This is a genomic window from Rathayibacter sp. AY1A2 (assembly GCF_002930935.1).
GTDB lineage: Bacteria > Actinomycetota > Actinomycetes > Actinomycetales > Microbacteriaceae > Rathayibacter.
Window position 1 is genome coordinate 34,098 of the sequence record NZ_PSTP01000025.1, and the last position, 14,093, is coordinate 48,190.

Sequence of the window (14,093 nt, forward strand, 5' to 3'; positions counted from 1 at the left end):
CTCCGTGCAGCTTTTGCGAGTGGTCCTCTACAACGAAGACGGACGAACCAGAACCGTTGAGTTCGAACCCGGCGTCCTGAACGTGATCGTCGGGAACTCCGGTACCGGCAAGTCGGCGCTGCTGGACATCGTCGACTACTGCATGGGACAGGACGATGCGCCAGCGTTCCCGGGGATCATCGGCCACACGTGTAGCTGGGTGGGCTGCCTTTGGAGCCTCGACGGAGGTAGCCGCGTGTTCGTTGCGCGACCCCGTCCATCGAAGGGCAAAGCCACGTCCACCGTCGCTGCCATCCGCCTCGGTGGGAACGACCTCGCGGAACTCTCGTTTGCGGAGCTCGAGGTGAACCTCAACTCTGACCAGCTGCGAGAGCAACTGGGAGCTCTGGTCGGGCTGAACGATATTCGCGTCGCCCGCTCGGATGCTGATGGTGAATCCATGACCGTGACGCTTGGCACGGCAAGCGTCTTTTCTTTCCAGAACCAGGACGAGATCGCTGGCAAATCGCAGCTCTTTCACCGCGCTCAGGACCCTCAACTCCGGCGGCGACTTCAAGACGCTTTTCCATTTTTCCTCGGCGCGGTCGATGGCGATCAGTCGAAAAGACAGGCGGACCTTCGCGCCGCTGAATACGTTCAAAAACAGCAGGAGGCAGCGCTCGCCCGGGCAGAGGACGACGCGGAACGCGTCGAGGCGGATCTCCGGGCGCTCCTGCATGAGGCCTATACCGTGGGCCTGATTTCTGCCGAAGCCGAGTCACCAGATAGCCGGCGGCTCGTTCTCGAACTACTACGATCAGCGGTCGCGAACACGGACGAAGAACCGGTCGACACTACAACGGCCGATAGGTCGCAGGAGCTCCGGCAGCGTCAAAGACAGCTTCGCAACCAGCTCGCGACGGTGATGGAGAATCGAACCCTTTTGCTCGAGGCGTCATCTGGAGCGTCGGGGTATGAATCTGCCATCAGCCAGCAAGCTGGGCGCTTACAGAGCCTACAGCTGGTCGGTGACTCAGATGGTGGACAGCTTGAATGCCCCGTTTGTCGACAGGCGCTTCGAGGCGATGATCCCCTCCCCGAGCAGTTGACCCATCGACTTACGCGGCTACGCGCTGACATCGAGCACCTCATCACTGCCACCCCAGGCCGCCAGCGCGCATTAGACGAAACGCAGGGTCAAATCGATCAACTCAGAGGGGAATTGGTGGCAGTGGATGCCGCTTTAGTCACAACTCAAATAGCTAGCACATCTGGCACAGATCGACGGAGTGACGCAAGCCGACGCGCCTTCATCCGCGGTCGAATCGACGCCACCCTACGCGGTACCCGCCCGGTCGACGAGGCTGCCCTCGCCACATTACGCGAACGGCTTCAGGCAACAGGTTTGCGAGTGTCTTCTCTCCGCGAGCAACTGGACGACGCCGAGGTTGCGGAATTGCTCGAGTCGCTTCTACATATTATATCGGAAGACATAACCAATTACGCCGCGCGACTTGGCGTAGAGAATGCAGGCCGAAGTGTGCGTCTTGATGTTCGCAAGTTGACCATTGTGGCCGACACTCTCGACGGCCCAAGGACGCTTAGGCAAATTGGAAGCGGTGGTAATTGGGTTGGCTATCATATCGCAGCGCATCTCGCTCTCCATCGGTTCTTTGTGCAGCAGAAACGACCAACTCCTCGAATTCTAATGCTTGATCAGCCGTCGCAGCCATTCTCGGAGGGTAAGCAACGAGAGGGGAACACGGACCCTGACGCGGTTCGTCGAGTCTTTGAACTCCTTCGCGACATTGCCTCCGAACTTGCCCCCCGACTCCAAATCATTCTGTGCGAACACGCCGAACTTGACGACGCATGGTTCAAGAGTGCTATCCGGGAGACGTGGCGCGGCCATGGACTCATACCTCGGGACTGGGCCGATGAGGAGGAATGGTCCTACTTTGAATCCGGGAAATCGCGGTCTGCCTGAGGAGCCTCAGAAGCGAGAACGGACGAGCCTCCCGAAGCCGATCTCCTAGATCGTCTTTAGCGACGTGCTTATTGCCGGGGCCGTCACTATCCGTGGGACTGGTGAGGGGGCTGCAGAAACTCTCGACCTCGTCGGCGTCTCGTGACGTCGCCCGAGCTGTCGGAGGAGTACCGCGTTCGTCTGCGATCGCTGATCTGGTCGACGTATCTCTTCCGTGAGCTGAGCGGCATATGGGATGAGGGCGCTGTTCTGTGGCAACTAAATGGGCGCTGGACGCTGTCTACGGCCTGTCTGAGGCCTACTGGATGTTGTCCGGGCAAGGGGAGGCGAGGCTGTCGCAGCAGGATGACCGCGTCGCCTCCCTCACCTCGACGGCCGGTGAGAAAATTGGTCGCCTTCTCGCCGCTCGCGGCGCAATGACTCACCGTATTCAACGGTCCATCGCCCTCAGCCCAACACGGGGCCTGCCGTACGGTTTCGCAAGCCTCACCGACTGGGTCTGGGCGGAGCAGTCTTGGCCAATCCCTGCGCGTCGCGCGCGTCGCGCTCGCTGGTACGTCGAGCACGTCAGCCGGCGCCCGCTTTGGGTCGCCTCCGACGAAGCCGAGTACTGGTTTGTTCGCAACAGCCCGATCCCGCTGCTGCCGGTGACCCAGAGAGCATCGATGACTGGGTCTACAAAGTCGGACCGCGCTACAAGGAGTGAGGCGAGTCGACGGCTGCGCCGACATGTAGGCCTGAAAACCGCGGATTGCTCAATAGTCCCACAAGCTGTGGGACTATTCGTTGGCTTCCCCGCTGACGTCGATGGCGGCGATGATGCGCTGCTCGTCGGGGAGCGCGAGGCGCTCTGCGTCGGGGAGGGCGTCGTAGGTGTAGGTCGCGACGGCGATGGGTGATGCTGCCTGGCTGAGGGCGTAGCGGACGATGTGCTCGTCCTTGTCGCCGCAGATCAGGATGCCGATGGTCGGGGCGTGGCTCGGGCGTCGGAGTCGTTCGTCGACGAGGGCGATGTAGAACCCGAGCTGGCCGGTGAACGCGGGCTCGAAGTCGCCCTTCTTCAGCTCGACTACGACGTACCGGAGCTGTTCGGTGTGGAAGAAGAGCAGGTCGAGGTAGAAGTCCCGGCCGCTGACGTCGAAGTGAACCTGGCGGCCGGCGAAGGTGAATCCGGTGCCGAGCTCCTGCAGCGTCTCGGCGATCCGGTCGAGGAGCGCGTTCTCCATGTCGCGCTCGGCGGCGTCTTCAGTGAGGTTGAGGAAGTCGAAGACGTAGGGGTCCTTGGCGATCTCGCGTGCGAGGCCGGAGTCGGCGGGCGCGAGCCGGTCGACGTAGTTCGACGGTGCGCGGCCGGCGCGCTCGAGGGTCTGGTTCTTGACGTGGGTAAGGAGCATCGAGCGCGTCCAGGAGTTCTCGGCCGCGGCGGCGGCGTACGCTTCGCGCGCGTCGGGGGCGGAGAGCTTGTCGAGGAGCAGTCGGACGTGGCCCCAGGGCAAATGTCCCACAGCCTGTGGGACTTTCTCTCGGTCAGGCCAGGCGGCGGCGAAGGCGCGCATGTAGAAGAGGTTGCTGCGGGACAGTCCGGTCATCGCGGGGAACTCTCGGCGCAGGTCTTCCGCGAGCCGGTCAAGGACTTTCGTGCCCCACGGCTCCTTGGCCTGCTGGTCGAGGATCGCGTGTCCGAGGTCCCAGTACAGGCTGATGAGCTGCGCATTCACGGTGCGCTGAGCGCGCAGCTGCGCGTCCTGAACGCGCGACGTCAGCGAACGCAAGAACGGCTCGTAGCCGTTCGGCAACTCGATGTCGCGTCCGTTCATCCCGCAATTGTCCCGGATCCGCGTCGCGACGCCGACCGCGGCTATGAGGATGGCGTCCAACAAGCTGTTGAACTCCCCCGCAGTTTCTGCGTCGCAGTCGTCGACGGCCGAATGCGACGCGATCTCCATCGACCTAGAGGCGGGATCCTCATCTGCGGCGGCCACGACGAGCACGCCTTCCACTCCGCCCTCAGCCAGACCGGCTCCCCCATGGCCGTCTCCAGCTACACCGACGACCCACTCGTACCGGCAGAGCAGGCGGCGCTACCGACGGCCCAAGGAGATCACTGCAGCGCTCGACTGGCCGGACGGGAGCAGCTGACGGGACGAACCCCTCACCAACGGCGCCGCATCGACCTAGATAGCTAGATACCTATCTAGCTCCTCCAAGATCGGGTGGCACGAGGCCCACCCTCGCTGTGTTAGCGGCCCAGCTTGGATCGTTCGATCTCAGTCCCCTGGCCGCGGCTGCCGCGGGTTGAGGGGACGCGCGTGCGCTTCGTGGGCTCCGCGCCACGTGCGGGAGTGGCGAAGGATGCGTCGACGGTCATCCGCGCGTTCACCTGCTCCACCGGTACGTTCTGAGCCTGCATCGTCGCTGCCGTGTGCGCGCGGCGCTCTGCGCTGTCGTAGGCGAGCTCTCCTTCGGAACGAGCCGCGACCGAACGTCCCTCGTCAGTCGATACCGGAATTTCGTTCAAGGCGCTCTGCGCACTGCTGTCGTCGCGGTAGAGGGCGACCTGAGCCCTGGCATCCTCAGCGAGGCTGCGCAGCTCCTCGGAGCTCTGCGAGGGCGTGCCGCCGGCCTCTGCATCACGGTCGTACTGGGCTGCCTGCTGCTCGAGATCGTCGGCACGTCGTGCGGAGTCGACGGGGACCTCGGACGATGTGATCTGGGTTGAGGCGTCGTTGGCGCGGTCGAGGCGGTCGGCTTCCGCGATCATGACCTGGGCCTCGGTGAAGTCGCGTTGGGATTGTGTTCGCTCGGTGTCTGCTGCGGTGACGGTGGGGCCGCCGGCCTGGTCGGTGCGCCACTCCTGCACGAGAGCCGCACGCGCGGCTTCAGCCACCGCCGGATCCGCCGGCTGCGCGCGGCCATGGTCATCGAAGGCGACGGCTGTCTCAACGCGGTAGTCCTGGTAGCCGACCGGATCGTTGGCGCGCTTCCACTCCTCGGCGACACTCAGCTCGAGCGCGGGGACGTCGCCGGCGACTGCCGCGCGGTAGTCCGCAATGAGCGCTCGTTCGGCTGAGGGATTGGCTTCGAGCGTGTCGCCGACGGGCATCGTGAGACGGTCCTCGTCGTGTCGGTGGTATCCATCAGGCGCCGCAGTGGAGGCCCACTGCTTCGCGAGGTCTAGCTCGGTCGGGGTGTCGCGTGCGATGCCCTGCAGCGTGGCGACGTCGACGCCGAAGCGCTCTTTCGCCTCCGACGCGATCAGTGCGCTGGCGGACGCGATCTGCGGGTCCGCGTCCTTCCACGCGGTCGCCGTCTCCGCGACACGGGCGACGTCGCGCACGCTCGCCTGATCCCACCACTGGGGATCGTTGACGACCGACACGGCCTGTCGCGCGGATGCCCGTTCGCCCTCGTAGCGGGCGGCGAGCTCGCGCGCCTCGATGGCGCTGCGCTGCTGCGCTTCGCGCATCGCGTCCTGGTACGCGCGGGCCAGCTTCTCGCCGAGCTGGATCGCGATGGTGAGCGCGATCCGCGCGGACGAGTTGATGGACTCTTCCACGCCTCCGTCGTCGTCAGCCATAGTGATGCCTCCCCTTCACTGGTGTCGGTCTAGCGGTCGTGTCCGTCGCGCTCGCGCGGCTCGGCGCCGCGCTGCGGAGCAGCGGTCGTGGTGACGTTCGGCTCGGCCTTGGTGAGTTTCGTCGGCACAGGAGTCCCGGTCGCGAAGCTCGCCTGTACCGTCGCGCGGGCGCGGCGGGTGTCCTCGGGCAGGGCGTCCCAGGCGTTCTTCTGGATCTGCGCGCTGTAGCCCTCGTGGACCGTCTTCAGCTGGTTCCGGATCGTCCCCGCGAGCTCGCGGGTACGGCGAGCGTCGCCGGCAGCCTTGTGGGCGTCCATGATCGCGCGCGTGGTTCGCACGATCTGGCGCAGCAGCATGGCCTCCTCGGCGGCCTTGTTCCGCTTCCCGGCGGTCGCGAGGATCAGCATCGTCGTGCCGGCCATCGACGGCATCCCCGCCGGCCGCGGCGTCGACTCATGCGCACGCAGATGCGCGGAGCGGGCAAGGGTCCGTGACGCTTCAGCGAGTGGCCCGGGTGTCGACTCGAGGCGCCGCGACCATGCGGCGTAGGCGCCGGATGCTTCGCGGGCTGCGTGTGCCCAGGTCGCGCGATCGGAGGGGTCCACTCGACTCAAATAGTCGTGCAGCCTCCCCATGTCCTCCGCGTAGGAGGAGTAGAGATCACTGGAGAGCTCGGTCGCTTCGCGGCCGGGCGCGACGGGCTCGTAGCGCCACGGGTTCTTCGCTGTCGCGCGCCACTCATCGACTGCCGTCTGCGCGGACTGCGGGGAGTCCGGCCAACCCTTCCGCAGCTCCGGGAGAGTGAGATCTCGGGCGAGCTTCCCGCCACCGTGCCACACCACCGGCGCACCCTTCTCGGGACGCAAGGCGACCGAGTAGCCGGCGACGACGTCGTCGCGGCCCGCCGCGTAGCGCGGGCGGATGAGCACGCCTGCCTGGCGCATCCGGCGTACGAACTCCGCCTCATCCGCTGACGCTGATGCCGACGAGCGGACCGCGCGCTCGAGTCGGTGAGCGTCGACCTCGACGGCGCCGCGGCGCTGCGCGGACTCGCGCGCGCCGGGCTGCACGCCGCGCTCCCCCAGCTCACGCTCGGGCGCGTGCAACGGTTCGAGCCCGTACTCCTTCTCGAGCTGACGGCTGACCCTCTGCGAGAGCGCCTTGTCGTAAGCGACGTGCGCCTTCGTCCCGTCGGCGCGCACCGCGGAGACAGCGATGTGGATGTGGTCGTTGCCGTTCTTCGACAGCCCGTGCCGCACGGCGATCCACCGGCAGTCGGCTTTCCCGGAGGACTCGCCGGCGAACCCCATCCGGTCCACGAAATCGGTCGCTATCCGTCCCCACTGCTCATCGGTGAGCTGCCCCTCCTCCGCACGCAGCGAGAGGGAGCAGTGCCAGACATCGGCGGCGACGCGCTTGCTGCCGATCTGCTCGCCGGAGTTCTTGTCGAACACCTTCTCCTGGCGGGTCACCTCGACGCCGAAGAAGTTCTTGTACTCGTTCAACTCCGCCGCGATCGCGGCGGCCTCGGCCCGATCGAGGACGCTCTCACCGTGCATCGCCATGATCGCCGGGTCCCCCGCGATCAAGTGCTGTTCGGTGTGCTCGTTCGCGCGCCCCTCCCCCGCGAGGTAGCGCACGAGACCGCCCATGTCCCCGCCGTACGTGACGTTCGGGATCACTGGCCGGCCAGTCGTCGCAGCGTCTCGTTCACCCGCGGCACCAATGCCCGGTACTCCGCCGCCACCTGCACTGCTTCCTCCGGGAAACGGCCCTCGGTGTTCGCGAAGCGAGCGAGCTGATTCATGTTGCTCGAAAGCCGTCCCATCAGAGTCCGCAGCTGCATCAGCTCCGAACCGACCGACTTCCACTCCACGTCCGAGCGCACCTGCGGATCGATCGCCGCCTCGAACATTAACCGCGGCACCGTCACATCAAGAACCTCGGCGCGAGCACGCAACATCGCATCCTCATCCGGGGACACCCGCACGACGTACTTCTTCTCCCGACGCTGCTCCGGCGGAACGTTCGGACGACGCTTCCGACCGAACAACCGGCTCGACTCCGTCATTACATCCCCGTCCTTCGGCCCAGCGCAGCGAACCCGCCAACTAGCGGGGACCATACGACTAGTATGCGCACCGGCCCAGCGCAGCGCCAGGCCGGCAAGCAACTTAGGACACCTATGTTGACAGCTTGCTCCTTCGATTGAGCCGATAACACTTCGATAACCGCAGGTGGTGGGCGCTCGATCCGCGCAGCAGGATCGGGGCATGACAGGCGCAGCGCGCTCCGTTAATCTGCGGGGCATGGCAGACAAGATGATCGACCCCGAATCCGCAGCAGCGTCCGCACGCGAGATCCTCGAGCGCTCGGTCGAGGTGCGTGTGAACGCCGTCCGGTCGTTGGTCGCCGCGACCAACGACGTCGACGCGGCCGAACAGCAGCTCAAGGACGCCCGCGACGCGCACGGCAAAGCATGGGACGCTGCGCTCGCCTCCGGATGGAGCGACAAGGATCTGCGCGCAACCGGCGCCCGCGCTCCGGGCAAGAGCGCTGCGCCGGCACGTGCGCGGCGCAGCTCCCGCATGACCGCTCCGGCGGAGCCGACGCCGGTCGAGAACGAACACCACGACTAGATCGCGGACGCCCCCTGACCACCTGTGCACAGTCCAGCTCTCTCCTCCGGGCTGGCCTGCACACAGGTGGACAGCGGGACCCCGACCGCACCACAGGCGCCCGGCAGGATGACGGAGTGAGCATGACCGAGGATAAGGATCAGCAGTTGCGCACCTGGGCGTTTGGAGACGACGCGCGATCCGCCGCCGTCGAACTCCTCATCCGCTCGGGCCTCGCGGACGAGACCGCCCCGTGGGTGCTGCACGATCGCGCGTGGGACACCTGGGCGATCGACTTCGACGTCCTGCTCGCCGCGGTGACAGCCGCCGCCACAGGCGCCACGGCGGCCGAAGTCTGGACCACGACAGCGCTCGACGCGCACCACTCCACCGCCGACCTCACCCCGTCATCACTGAGTGTGCTGCGCGTTGCTGCCGCACTCAGTAGCGGCGCCTCCCTCGAACTCAGGACGGCACTTATCGACCTCGACCACGACGCGGCCGAGCTGGTCCTGATTGCGATGGCGCACGCGGCCGGCTTCACCCGCGTCACCGTCACCGACGAACCCGAACGCGCCGTGCGGCCACCCCTCGCGGTCTGGCCCGAGTAGGGCGTCCATCGACGTCCCGGAGCGTCGCTAACTCGACTGCGGGCGCGCGGATCAGGTCGCCCTCGAACTCCGCGATCATCGCCAGCACGTCGAACAGCAGCCGCCCGATCGGGTCATTCGGGTCGTGCAGCGACCCGCCAATGTTCAATCGCACTCCCCTGCGCGTGAGCTCGTCCACGATGCCGCGAGCGTCTGTGATCGAGCGGGTGAGCCGGTCGAGCTTCGTCACGAACAGAGTCGAGCCGGCGTCGCACGCAGCTAGGACCTCGCGCAGCGCGGGCCGCACGCGGTTGCTGCCGGTGAGGCCGACGTCAACGTAGATCCGCTCCGCCGGCACACCGGCCGCGACCAGCGCGTCGCGCTGCGCCTGCGCGTCCTGCTTATCCGTCGAGACGCGGGCGCCTCCGACAAGCTCATGACGTCCGCCTACGACCACCAACCGGGCCTCACGCCGACCGCCCCTCGATGGACCTCGAGCTGATCGCGGTCAAGATCGCACTGAACCTCGCGTCATCGGCGGCCTTCATGCCGTAGAACGAAGGGTCACCGTAGGGGGCGAGCACGACCGATCCGCCCTCCTCGAGGACGACCTCGATCGCCCGCCGGATGAAGAACCGGTCGAGCAGCGGCGTCGGCCGGACGGACGCGACCCGCGACCACGGGAAGGTGACCCGCCGCGCATTCGCCTGCGACAGGATGCTCAGCCCGGTCTCGTCCAGATGAACGACCGGGTAGGACCCCATGCTGACGTCCGGGTCCAAGCCCCTCACCAGCAACCGCAGGTGCTGATGGTAGACGCACGCGAAACCCTCCCTCGAGGTCCCGGGATCAAGTTCCGCCACCCTCCGCGCGGATCGCCCGGCTGACGCCCTCGCCCAGAGGAAGAGCCCCACCGCCAAAACCACTAGAGCCCCATCGATGACAGCGACCACCGAATATGACCCGCTCCGGCTCAGAACGAAGAAGTGCTGCGCGACGACGGCACCGACCGCGAGCACGAGCGGAAACCAACGAACCCGGAGAGCAGGAATCGCAGAAACGGTCACGGCATTGGTCATTTGTTCCTCGCTTGTCGCCGAAGTAGCGCCGCAGTCTTCCAGTCCAGATGCGGCTCGCCTGCCTCCCGCAGGATGACACCGGTTCTCGAATCCACCGTAGGAACCGAGATGCGCCCGAACCCCAGGGTCGTGTAACCGGCTTCCTTCTCAGCGGTGACCCTGGATGTGCCGATCGCGAGACAGATCATTGACCAAGCGAGAGCGGCGAAGAACAGCACCAGCGGCACGAAAAGGGGCAGACGCGATCCCGGAGGAAGGACCGCGAACCCGATGACGAGCCAGATCCAGGCGATCGCCTGGGCGAGAGTTCCCCACCCGGTGTTGAGAACACGTGTACGCGCAGACCACCCGGGCAGCACTTCCACCCTCTCCGGCACCAGCGCAGGTTCCCTCTCCGCCCCCGACATCACGCGCCCTCCGTCGGCAGCGCCAGGGCGACGGCGCCAGCGGCGCGCGCATCAGCCCGCTGCACCGCCCGATAGACCGTCGAACGCGCGACCTTGAACTCCGCCGCGAGCTCGGCAACGGTGTAGTTCCCGGCACGATGCTCTGCGACCAGATGCGCCTCGATCTTCGGCGACAGCTTCGGCTGACGGCCACGCAGACGCCCCTTGGCCTTCGCGACCTTCATCCCCTCACGCGTGCGGGCGCGAATCAGGTCCCCCTCGAACTCCGCGACCATCGCGAGCACGTTGAACAGCAGCCGGCCGATCGGATCCTCCGGATCATGGACCGACCCCCCGATGCTGAGCTTCACCCCGCGGCGGGTCAGCTCATCAACGATGTCGCGAGCGTCTGTGATGGACCGCGCGAGCCGGTCGAGCTTCGTCACGAGCAGAGTCGATCCGGCGTCGCACGCAGCCAGCGCCTCCCGCAGCGCGGGACGCTCGCGGTTCCGGCCCGTCAGACCGGAATCGACGTAGATCCGATCGGATGGGACGCCGGCCGCCCGGAGTGCGTCGCGCTGCGCGGTCGCATCTTGCTTGTCGGTTGAGACGCGGGCGTATCCCACGAGAGCTGCCATGCGCTCAGTGTGTCAGTTGACGCCCCATCATCGGGCATTTCATCGGGCGGGTCTATTGCGACAAACAGCGCCGCGAGATTCCGGTCTCATGCGCGGCCATCCTGGGCGGACGGATGACGACCCTCTAACGGGACGGCCTGAGCAGTCGACCCGAGATGGCGATGCGGAAGAGCAGGGTTTAGCGATGGCGCACCCCGCTCCTGTGACTATGCCTTTCACTGGCATACGCTGCGTGCTCGCGCAGCCGAGCAAGGCGGGTCCTGCGTGCTGGGCAGGAAAACCGGTCACTCTCTACACTCGGGGCAGCGGCAGGGAGGGGGCCCGATGGCAACTGCGCCCGATCCTGCCTCGGCGATCGCGCACGCAGGCTTGGCGGGTATCGCAGTCGGCGCCGTCGCCTTCGCCGGATCGCTCCTCGCCGTGCCGTTGCTGTACGCCGGGTACGCCGGTCTGGCCGCGTTCGTCCTCCTGCCGCTCATCGCCACTGCGCTCCTGCTGATCGTGTCCCGGGCCGTCACGGGTCGCCTGCATGCCGGCGCAAATCTCGTGCTCGGTGCGCTGCTGACTCTTGCGACACTCGCCGCCGTGGTCACACCGCTCGTGACCGATGCCCCGCCGCTCCCGGCTCCCCTCCTCGCCGCCCTTCCGCTGCTGCTCGGCGCCGTGGCGGCATTCGGGTCGCTCGTCGTCCATCCGGGTCGCGCCCGAATCGTTGGAGCCGTGGCGACCGTAGCCCTCCTCGCGACAGTGGCATCGCCCGTGGTGCAGACGGTGCTCGGGCGGTCCGCTGCCGCGCGCGCTTCACAGGAGGCGGAGTACGAAGCGCGGCTCGATTCGTCCGTCGTGCCGTTCGAGTCCGATCGGCTCACGACGACGGCAGTCGTCATCGGGCAGTACGAGTCCTCCATCCGGGCGTCGGAGGATCCTCTCGCGCGACAGGACACCGACTACCTTCCCGACCCGGGCGACATCACGATCCTCACGAACCGCTTCAACCCGGAGTTCTCGCTCGAGAGCCAGGTCTGCAGCCTGTACACGAATCCCGAGCTGGCGGGGACAGCGGGGAACACCTGCGACCGTCGGGACGACGGCGTCTGGGTGCTCGAGGTGGATGGCTCCCCGATGCTCGCCCGACTCATCGACAACGCCGTGGTCTCCGTGGCAGGCGCGGACCAGGAGCGACTGGAGGAGTTGCTCGCCGCGGTGGTGCCGATGGAGCAGGACGAGTACGAGCGCCGGCTCCGCCTCGCCTTCGAACGGGATCTGCGCGCATAGACACCCGTCGTACCGTCGACCACCTCATGCAGCGCCTGCCCCCAGTGCAAATACCGTCGCGACCCGTTACCAACTAGGAGAACCCGTGTTTCTAGCGTTCCTCGCCGGCGCTCCCGCCGTGATCGGGATCCTCTGGCTCGTCAACCTCTCAGGCGACGGGTCCGAAGAAAAGGTGCGGCAAGACACCTGCATCGGCGCCCTCGTCGCCAGCCTGCTGTTCATCGTCGGAGCCGTCATCTAATGGTTCAGGCCCGTGGATATGAGCAACGATGCTCAGGGGTCCTTCGGCGCTTCCGCCTTCGCCGTCGCCGCGCTGCTCGCCAGCGGCATCATCGGCCTCCTCCTCACCCTCATCCTCTGGCTCACGATGCCAGGAAGGGTAGGCGCGGAGCGCGACTAACGCCCGGTCGTTGCTCGAACGACGATTCGATCGGAAGGCTTTCCCACCACTGGCTCCGCAGAGACCCCTCGGCACGGTGATGAGAATCGCGCCCTGCGTAGGCTGAGCGACAGTTCGACGGACGGAGCAGCACGAACCATGACAGACACGAACGCGATCGGTCGGCTTTCGGCCGTGGTCGCTGCGACCGGGCTCGTTCTCGCCCTGGCCGGCTGCACGGCACCCCTCGATGGAACCTCCGTCGCCAGTCCCTCGGCGACGTCCGCCGCTCCCAGCCTTCCTACGAGCACTCCCACGGACGATTCTGATGCAACAGACTCTCCCGCCGCCCAGTCGCTTCTGGAGCAGCTACCTATCCGTACAGCACTCGAGAGCGTGTCCAACGACGCGAGCGGTGATCTGCTGATCGAGGAGCGAGATGACGGGACAGTGTGGCTGTCTCTCAGTGGGCTGAGCCTGACCAGAGCAACCGAACCGCGGGTCTTCGTCACGAGCGCTCCGCTCGAGGACAACGACGGCGAGTTGAGGTTCCCTGTGGACGTAGGGAGCGAAGTCGGCTCGCTGACAGCAGATGCTGACCAAGAGCTGCAGATCTTCGATCCCGAAACGATCGGCAACATCGAGAGCATCCTGATCCTCGGTGTCGGTGATCCTGGCATCCGACAGCTTGCAGCCGCTCGAGTGTCGCCCTCCAGCACGGAACAGTGACGCCGCAGCGCCGCGAACGGAGGCCATCGCCAGGCACCGGCACCGGCCTTCGCGTGGAGAGCACGCTCGCCGCGCTCTCCTACGAGGTGACCCGCGTCATGAGCAGCTCCTGCAAAAACGGGCAGCACCCATTCGACCCGCTCCTTCGGCCGACGGGGCACGAGGGAACGCCGGATGCCTGATCCCAGCGCGATTATCCTGGTGCCCTTAGCCATCATCTGGTTCTTCGTGACCTACTGGCCGATCATCTCCGTGGTGTTCGTCGTCCTTTTCGTCATCGTCGGGTTCGTGGTCCTCATGCGCCGTGAGGCGCAACGCGGCGGCAGATAGGAACTGCGCGACACATCCCCGAAGGTCGCCGCGCTGAAACTTCGTGTCCAATGGCGCGGTGCGGTCGAGGATCACCTGCGCGATCCGCGCCCGCCGAACGATCCCCATACGGAACGGATGCGGCGCCCGTTCCGTGGTCCGTGTCACGCCGGCGGTGCACCGCGCTTCGCGCGCGTGGTTAGGGGATGAACTCTTGGGACCAGTAATCGGCCCGCACCTTCAGGAGAGGTCCCTCTATGGCGGAACTGACCGTGATGGTGCGCGGGTCCCAGAGCGTTCCTGCGATGCGCGCTTGCGGCGTCGTTCCAAGCTCGCTCGACAGCTGCTCGGGAGTCATCGCGTCGGGCGGGCGCACCGAGAACAGCCGCCAGCATCCACCGGAGGCGCACTCGACGGTCTCGCTGACGAGCTCGCTTCCGGCCGGAAGGTCGATGGCCGAGGCCGCCGGCACGTCCCCCTCGGTCCGGAAGACGGCCAGACCGGCGTAGTACACGAAAGCGCAGAGGACGGCTGCAGCCGCGATCGT

15 protein-coding genes and 1 pseudogene are annotated in these 14,093 nt (G+C 66.4%); 8 read left to right on the top strand and 8 right to left on the bottom strand.

Annotated elements, in window-relative coordinates; genetic code table 11:
- Positions 1-4: 4 nt before the first annotated feature.
- Positions 5-1,966, top strand: a complete 1,962-nt coding sequence (locus tag C5B93_RS15560) for a DUF3732 domain-containing protein (RefSeq protein WP_146078518.1) — start codon at positions 5-7, stop codon at positions 1,964-1,966.
- Between the two features lie 779 nt (positions 1,967-2,745).
- On the opposite strand, the gene C5B93_RS15565 is transcribed toward C5B93_RS15560, so the two are convergent.
- From C5B93_RS15565 to C5B93_RS15585, 4 genes are all read right to left on the bottom strand, one after another.
- Complete coding sequence (locus C5B93_RS15565; protein ID WP_104292866.1) at positions 2,746-3,783, bottom strand: YhcG family protein; 1,038 nt, start codon at positions 3,781-3,783, stop codon at positions 2,746-2,748.
- A 422-nt stretch (positions 3,784-4,205) separates the two neighbouring features.
- Positions 4,206-5,543, bottom strand: a complete 1,338-nt coding sequence (locus C5B93_RS15570) for a hypothetical protein (protein WP_104292867.1) — start codon at positions 5,541-5,543, stop codon at positions 4,206-4,208.
- 29 nt (positions 5,544-5,572) lie between these two features.
- Positions 5,573-7,195, bottom strand: coding sequence for a relaxase/mobilization nuclease domain-containing protein (locus tag C5B93_RS17035; protein ID WP_146078519.1), 1,623 nt, complete (start codon positions 7,193-7,195; stop codon positions 5,573-5,575).
- A gap of 26 nt (positions 7,196-7,221) precedes the next feature.
- On the bottom strand, positions 7,222-7,614 hold the full coding sequence (locus C5B93_RS15585; RefSeq protein ID WP_104292870.1) for a plasmid mobilization relaxosome protein MobC: 393 nt from the start codon (positions 7,612-7,614) through the stop codon (positions 7,222-7,224).
- A gap of 238 nt (positions 7,615-7,852) precedes the next feature.
- Between C5B93_RS15585 and C5B93_RS15590 the strand changes: the two genes are divergently transcribed.
- Positions 7,853-8,182, top strand: coding sequence for a hypothetical protein (locus C5B93_RS15590; protein ID WP_104292871.1), 330 nt, complete (start codon positions 7,853-7,855; stop codon positions 8,180-8,182).
- Between the two features lie 116 nt (positions 8,183-8,298).
- The gene (locus C5B93_RS15595; protein WP_104292872.1) at positions 8,299-8,772 is read left to right on the top strand and encodes a hypothetical protein; all 474 of its coding nucleotides are present in this window, start codon (positions 8,299-8,301) and stop codon (positions 8,770-8,772) included.
- Here the strand turns inward: C5B93_RS15595 and C5B93_RS15600 are convergent.
- The 3 genes from C5B93_RS15600 to C5B93_RS15615 all read right to left on the bottom strand — a co-directional run bounded on the left by C5B93_RS15600 (position 8,717) and on the right by C5B93_RS15615 (position 10,854).
- Positions 8,717-9,208, bottom strand: coding sequence for a recombinase family protein (locus C5B93_RS15600; protein ID WP_104292873.1), 492 nt, complete (start codon positions 9,206-9,208; stop codon positions 8,717-8,719). The two genes, C5B93_RS15595 and C5B93_RS15600, sit on opposite strands and share 56 nt — an antisense overlap.
- 10 nt (positions 9,209-9,218) lie before the next feature.
- Entirely contained in the window at positions 9,219-9,830 is a 612-nt protein-coding gene (locus C5B93_RS15605; RefSeq protein WP_104248343.1) for a hypothetical protein, read from the bottom strand.
- Between the two features lie 406 nt (positions 9,831-10,236).
- On the bottom strand, positions 10,237-10,854 hold the full coding sequence (locus tag C5B93_RS15615) for a recombinase family protein (RefSeq protein WP_104292875.1): 618 nt from the start codon (positions 10,852-10,854) through the stop codon (positions 10,237-10,239).
- A gap of 264 nt (positions 10,855-11,118) precedes the next feature.
- On the opposite strand from C5B93_RS15615, the gene C5B93_RS15620 reads away from it, so the two are divergent.
- The 5 genes from C5B93_RS15620 to C5B93_RS17380 all read left to right on the top strand — a co-directional run bounded on the left by C5B93_RS15620 (position 11,119) and on the right by C5B93_RS17380 (position 13,567).
- Positions 11,119-12,129 carry a hypothetical protein gene (locus C5B93_RS15620; RefSeq protein ID WP_146078521.1) on the top strand — a complete coding sequence of 337 codons (1,011 nt, stop codon included), beginning with the start codon at positions 11,119-11,121 and terminating at the stop codon, positions 12,127-12,129.
- Positions 12,130-12,214: 85 nt separating this feature from the next.
- Positions 12,215-12,370 carry a hypothetical protein gene (locus C5B93_RS17370; protein ID WP_181068414.1) on the top strand — a complete coding sequence of 52 codons (156 nt, stop codon included), beginning with the start codon at positions 12,215-12,217 and terminating at the stop codon, positions 12,368-12,370.
- An 18-nt stretch (positions 12,371-12,388) separates the two neighbouring features.
- Positions 12,389-12,529: a hypothetical protein gene (locus C5B93_RS17375; RefSeq protein ID WP_181068415.1), complete on the top strand. Its 141-nt coding sequence runs from the start codon at positions 12,389-12,391 to the stop codon at positions 12,527-12,529.
- A gap of 138 nt (positions 12,530-12,667) precedes the next feature.
- Positions 12,668-13,237, top strand: a complete 570-nt coding sequence (locus C5B93_RS17040) for a hypothetical protein (RefSeq protein ID WP_146078522.1) — start codon at positions 12,668-12,670, stop codon at positions 13,235-13,237.
- Positions 13,238-13,411: 174 nt separating this feature from the next.
- Positions 13,412-13,567 (top strand): hypothetical protein, encoded by a 156-nt coding sequence (locus tag C5B93_RS17380; protein WP_181068416.1) that lies wholly within the window; start codon positions 13,412-13,414, stop codon positions 13,565-13,567.
- Between the two features lie 178 nt (positions 13,568-13,745).
- Here the strand turns inward: C5B93_RS17380 and C5B93_RS17385 are convergent.
- Positions 13,746-14,093: pseudogene (locus C5B93_RS17385) on the bottom strand (hypothetical protein); the annotation flags it as partial.

Excerpts from the sequence above, each read along its gene's own strand:
- C5B93_RS15565 (WP_104292866.1), bottom strand. The coding sequence starts at position 3,783 with ATGAACGGACGCGACATCGAGTTGCCGAACGGCTACGAGCCGTTCTTG.
- C5B93_RS17380 (WP_181068416.1), top strand. The coding sequence starts at position 13,412 with ATGCCTGATCCCAGCGCGATTATCCTGGTGCCCTTAGCCATCATCTGG.
- C5B93_RS15585 (WP_104292870.1), bottom strand. The coding sequence starts at position 7,614 with ATGACGGAGTCGAGCCGGTTGTTCGGTCGGAAGCGTCGTCCGAACGTT.
- C5B93_RS15570 (WP_104292867.1), bottom strand. The coding sequence starts at position 5,543 with ATGGCTGACGACGACGGAGGCGTGGAAGAGTCCATCAACTCGTCCGCG.
- C5B93_RS17375 (WP_181068415.1), top strand. The coding sequence starts at position 12,389 with ATGAGCAACGATGCTCAGGGGTCCTTCGGCGCTTCCGCCTTCGCCGTC.
- C5B93_RS17035 (WP_146078519.1), bottom strand. The coding sequence starts at position 7,195 with ATGGGCGGTCTCGTGCGCTACCTCGCGGGGGAGGGGCGCGCGAACGAG.
- C5B93_RS17040 (WP_146078522.1), top strand. The coding sequence starts at position 12,668 with ATGACAGACACGAACGCGATCGGTCGGCTTTCGGCCGTGGTCGCTGCG.
- C5B93_RS15615 (WP_104292875.1), bottom strand. The coding sequence starts at position 10,854 with ATGGCAGCTCTCGTGGGATACGCCCGCGTCTCAACCGACAAGCAAGAT.
- C5B93_RS15605 (WP_104248343.1), bottom strand. The coding sequence starts at position 9,830 with ATGACCAATGCCGTGACCGTTTCTGCGATTCCTGCTCTCCGGGTTCGT.
- C5B93_RS15590 (WP_104292871.1), top strand. The coding sequence starts at position 7,853 with ATGGCAGACAAGATGATCGACCCCGAATCCGCAGCAGCGTCCGCACGC.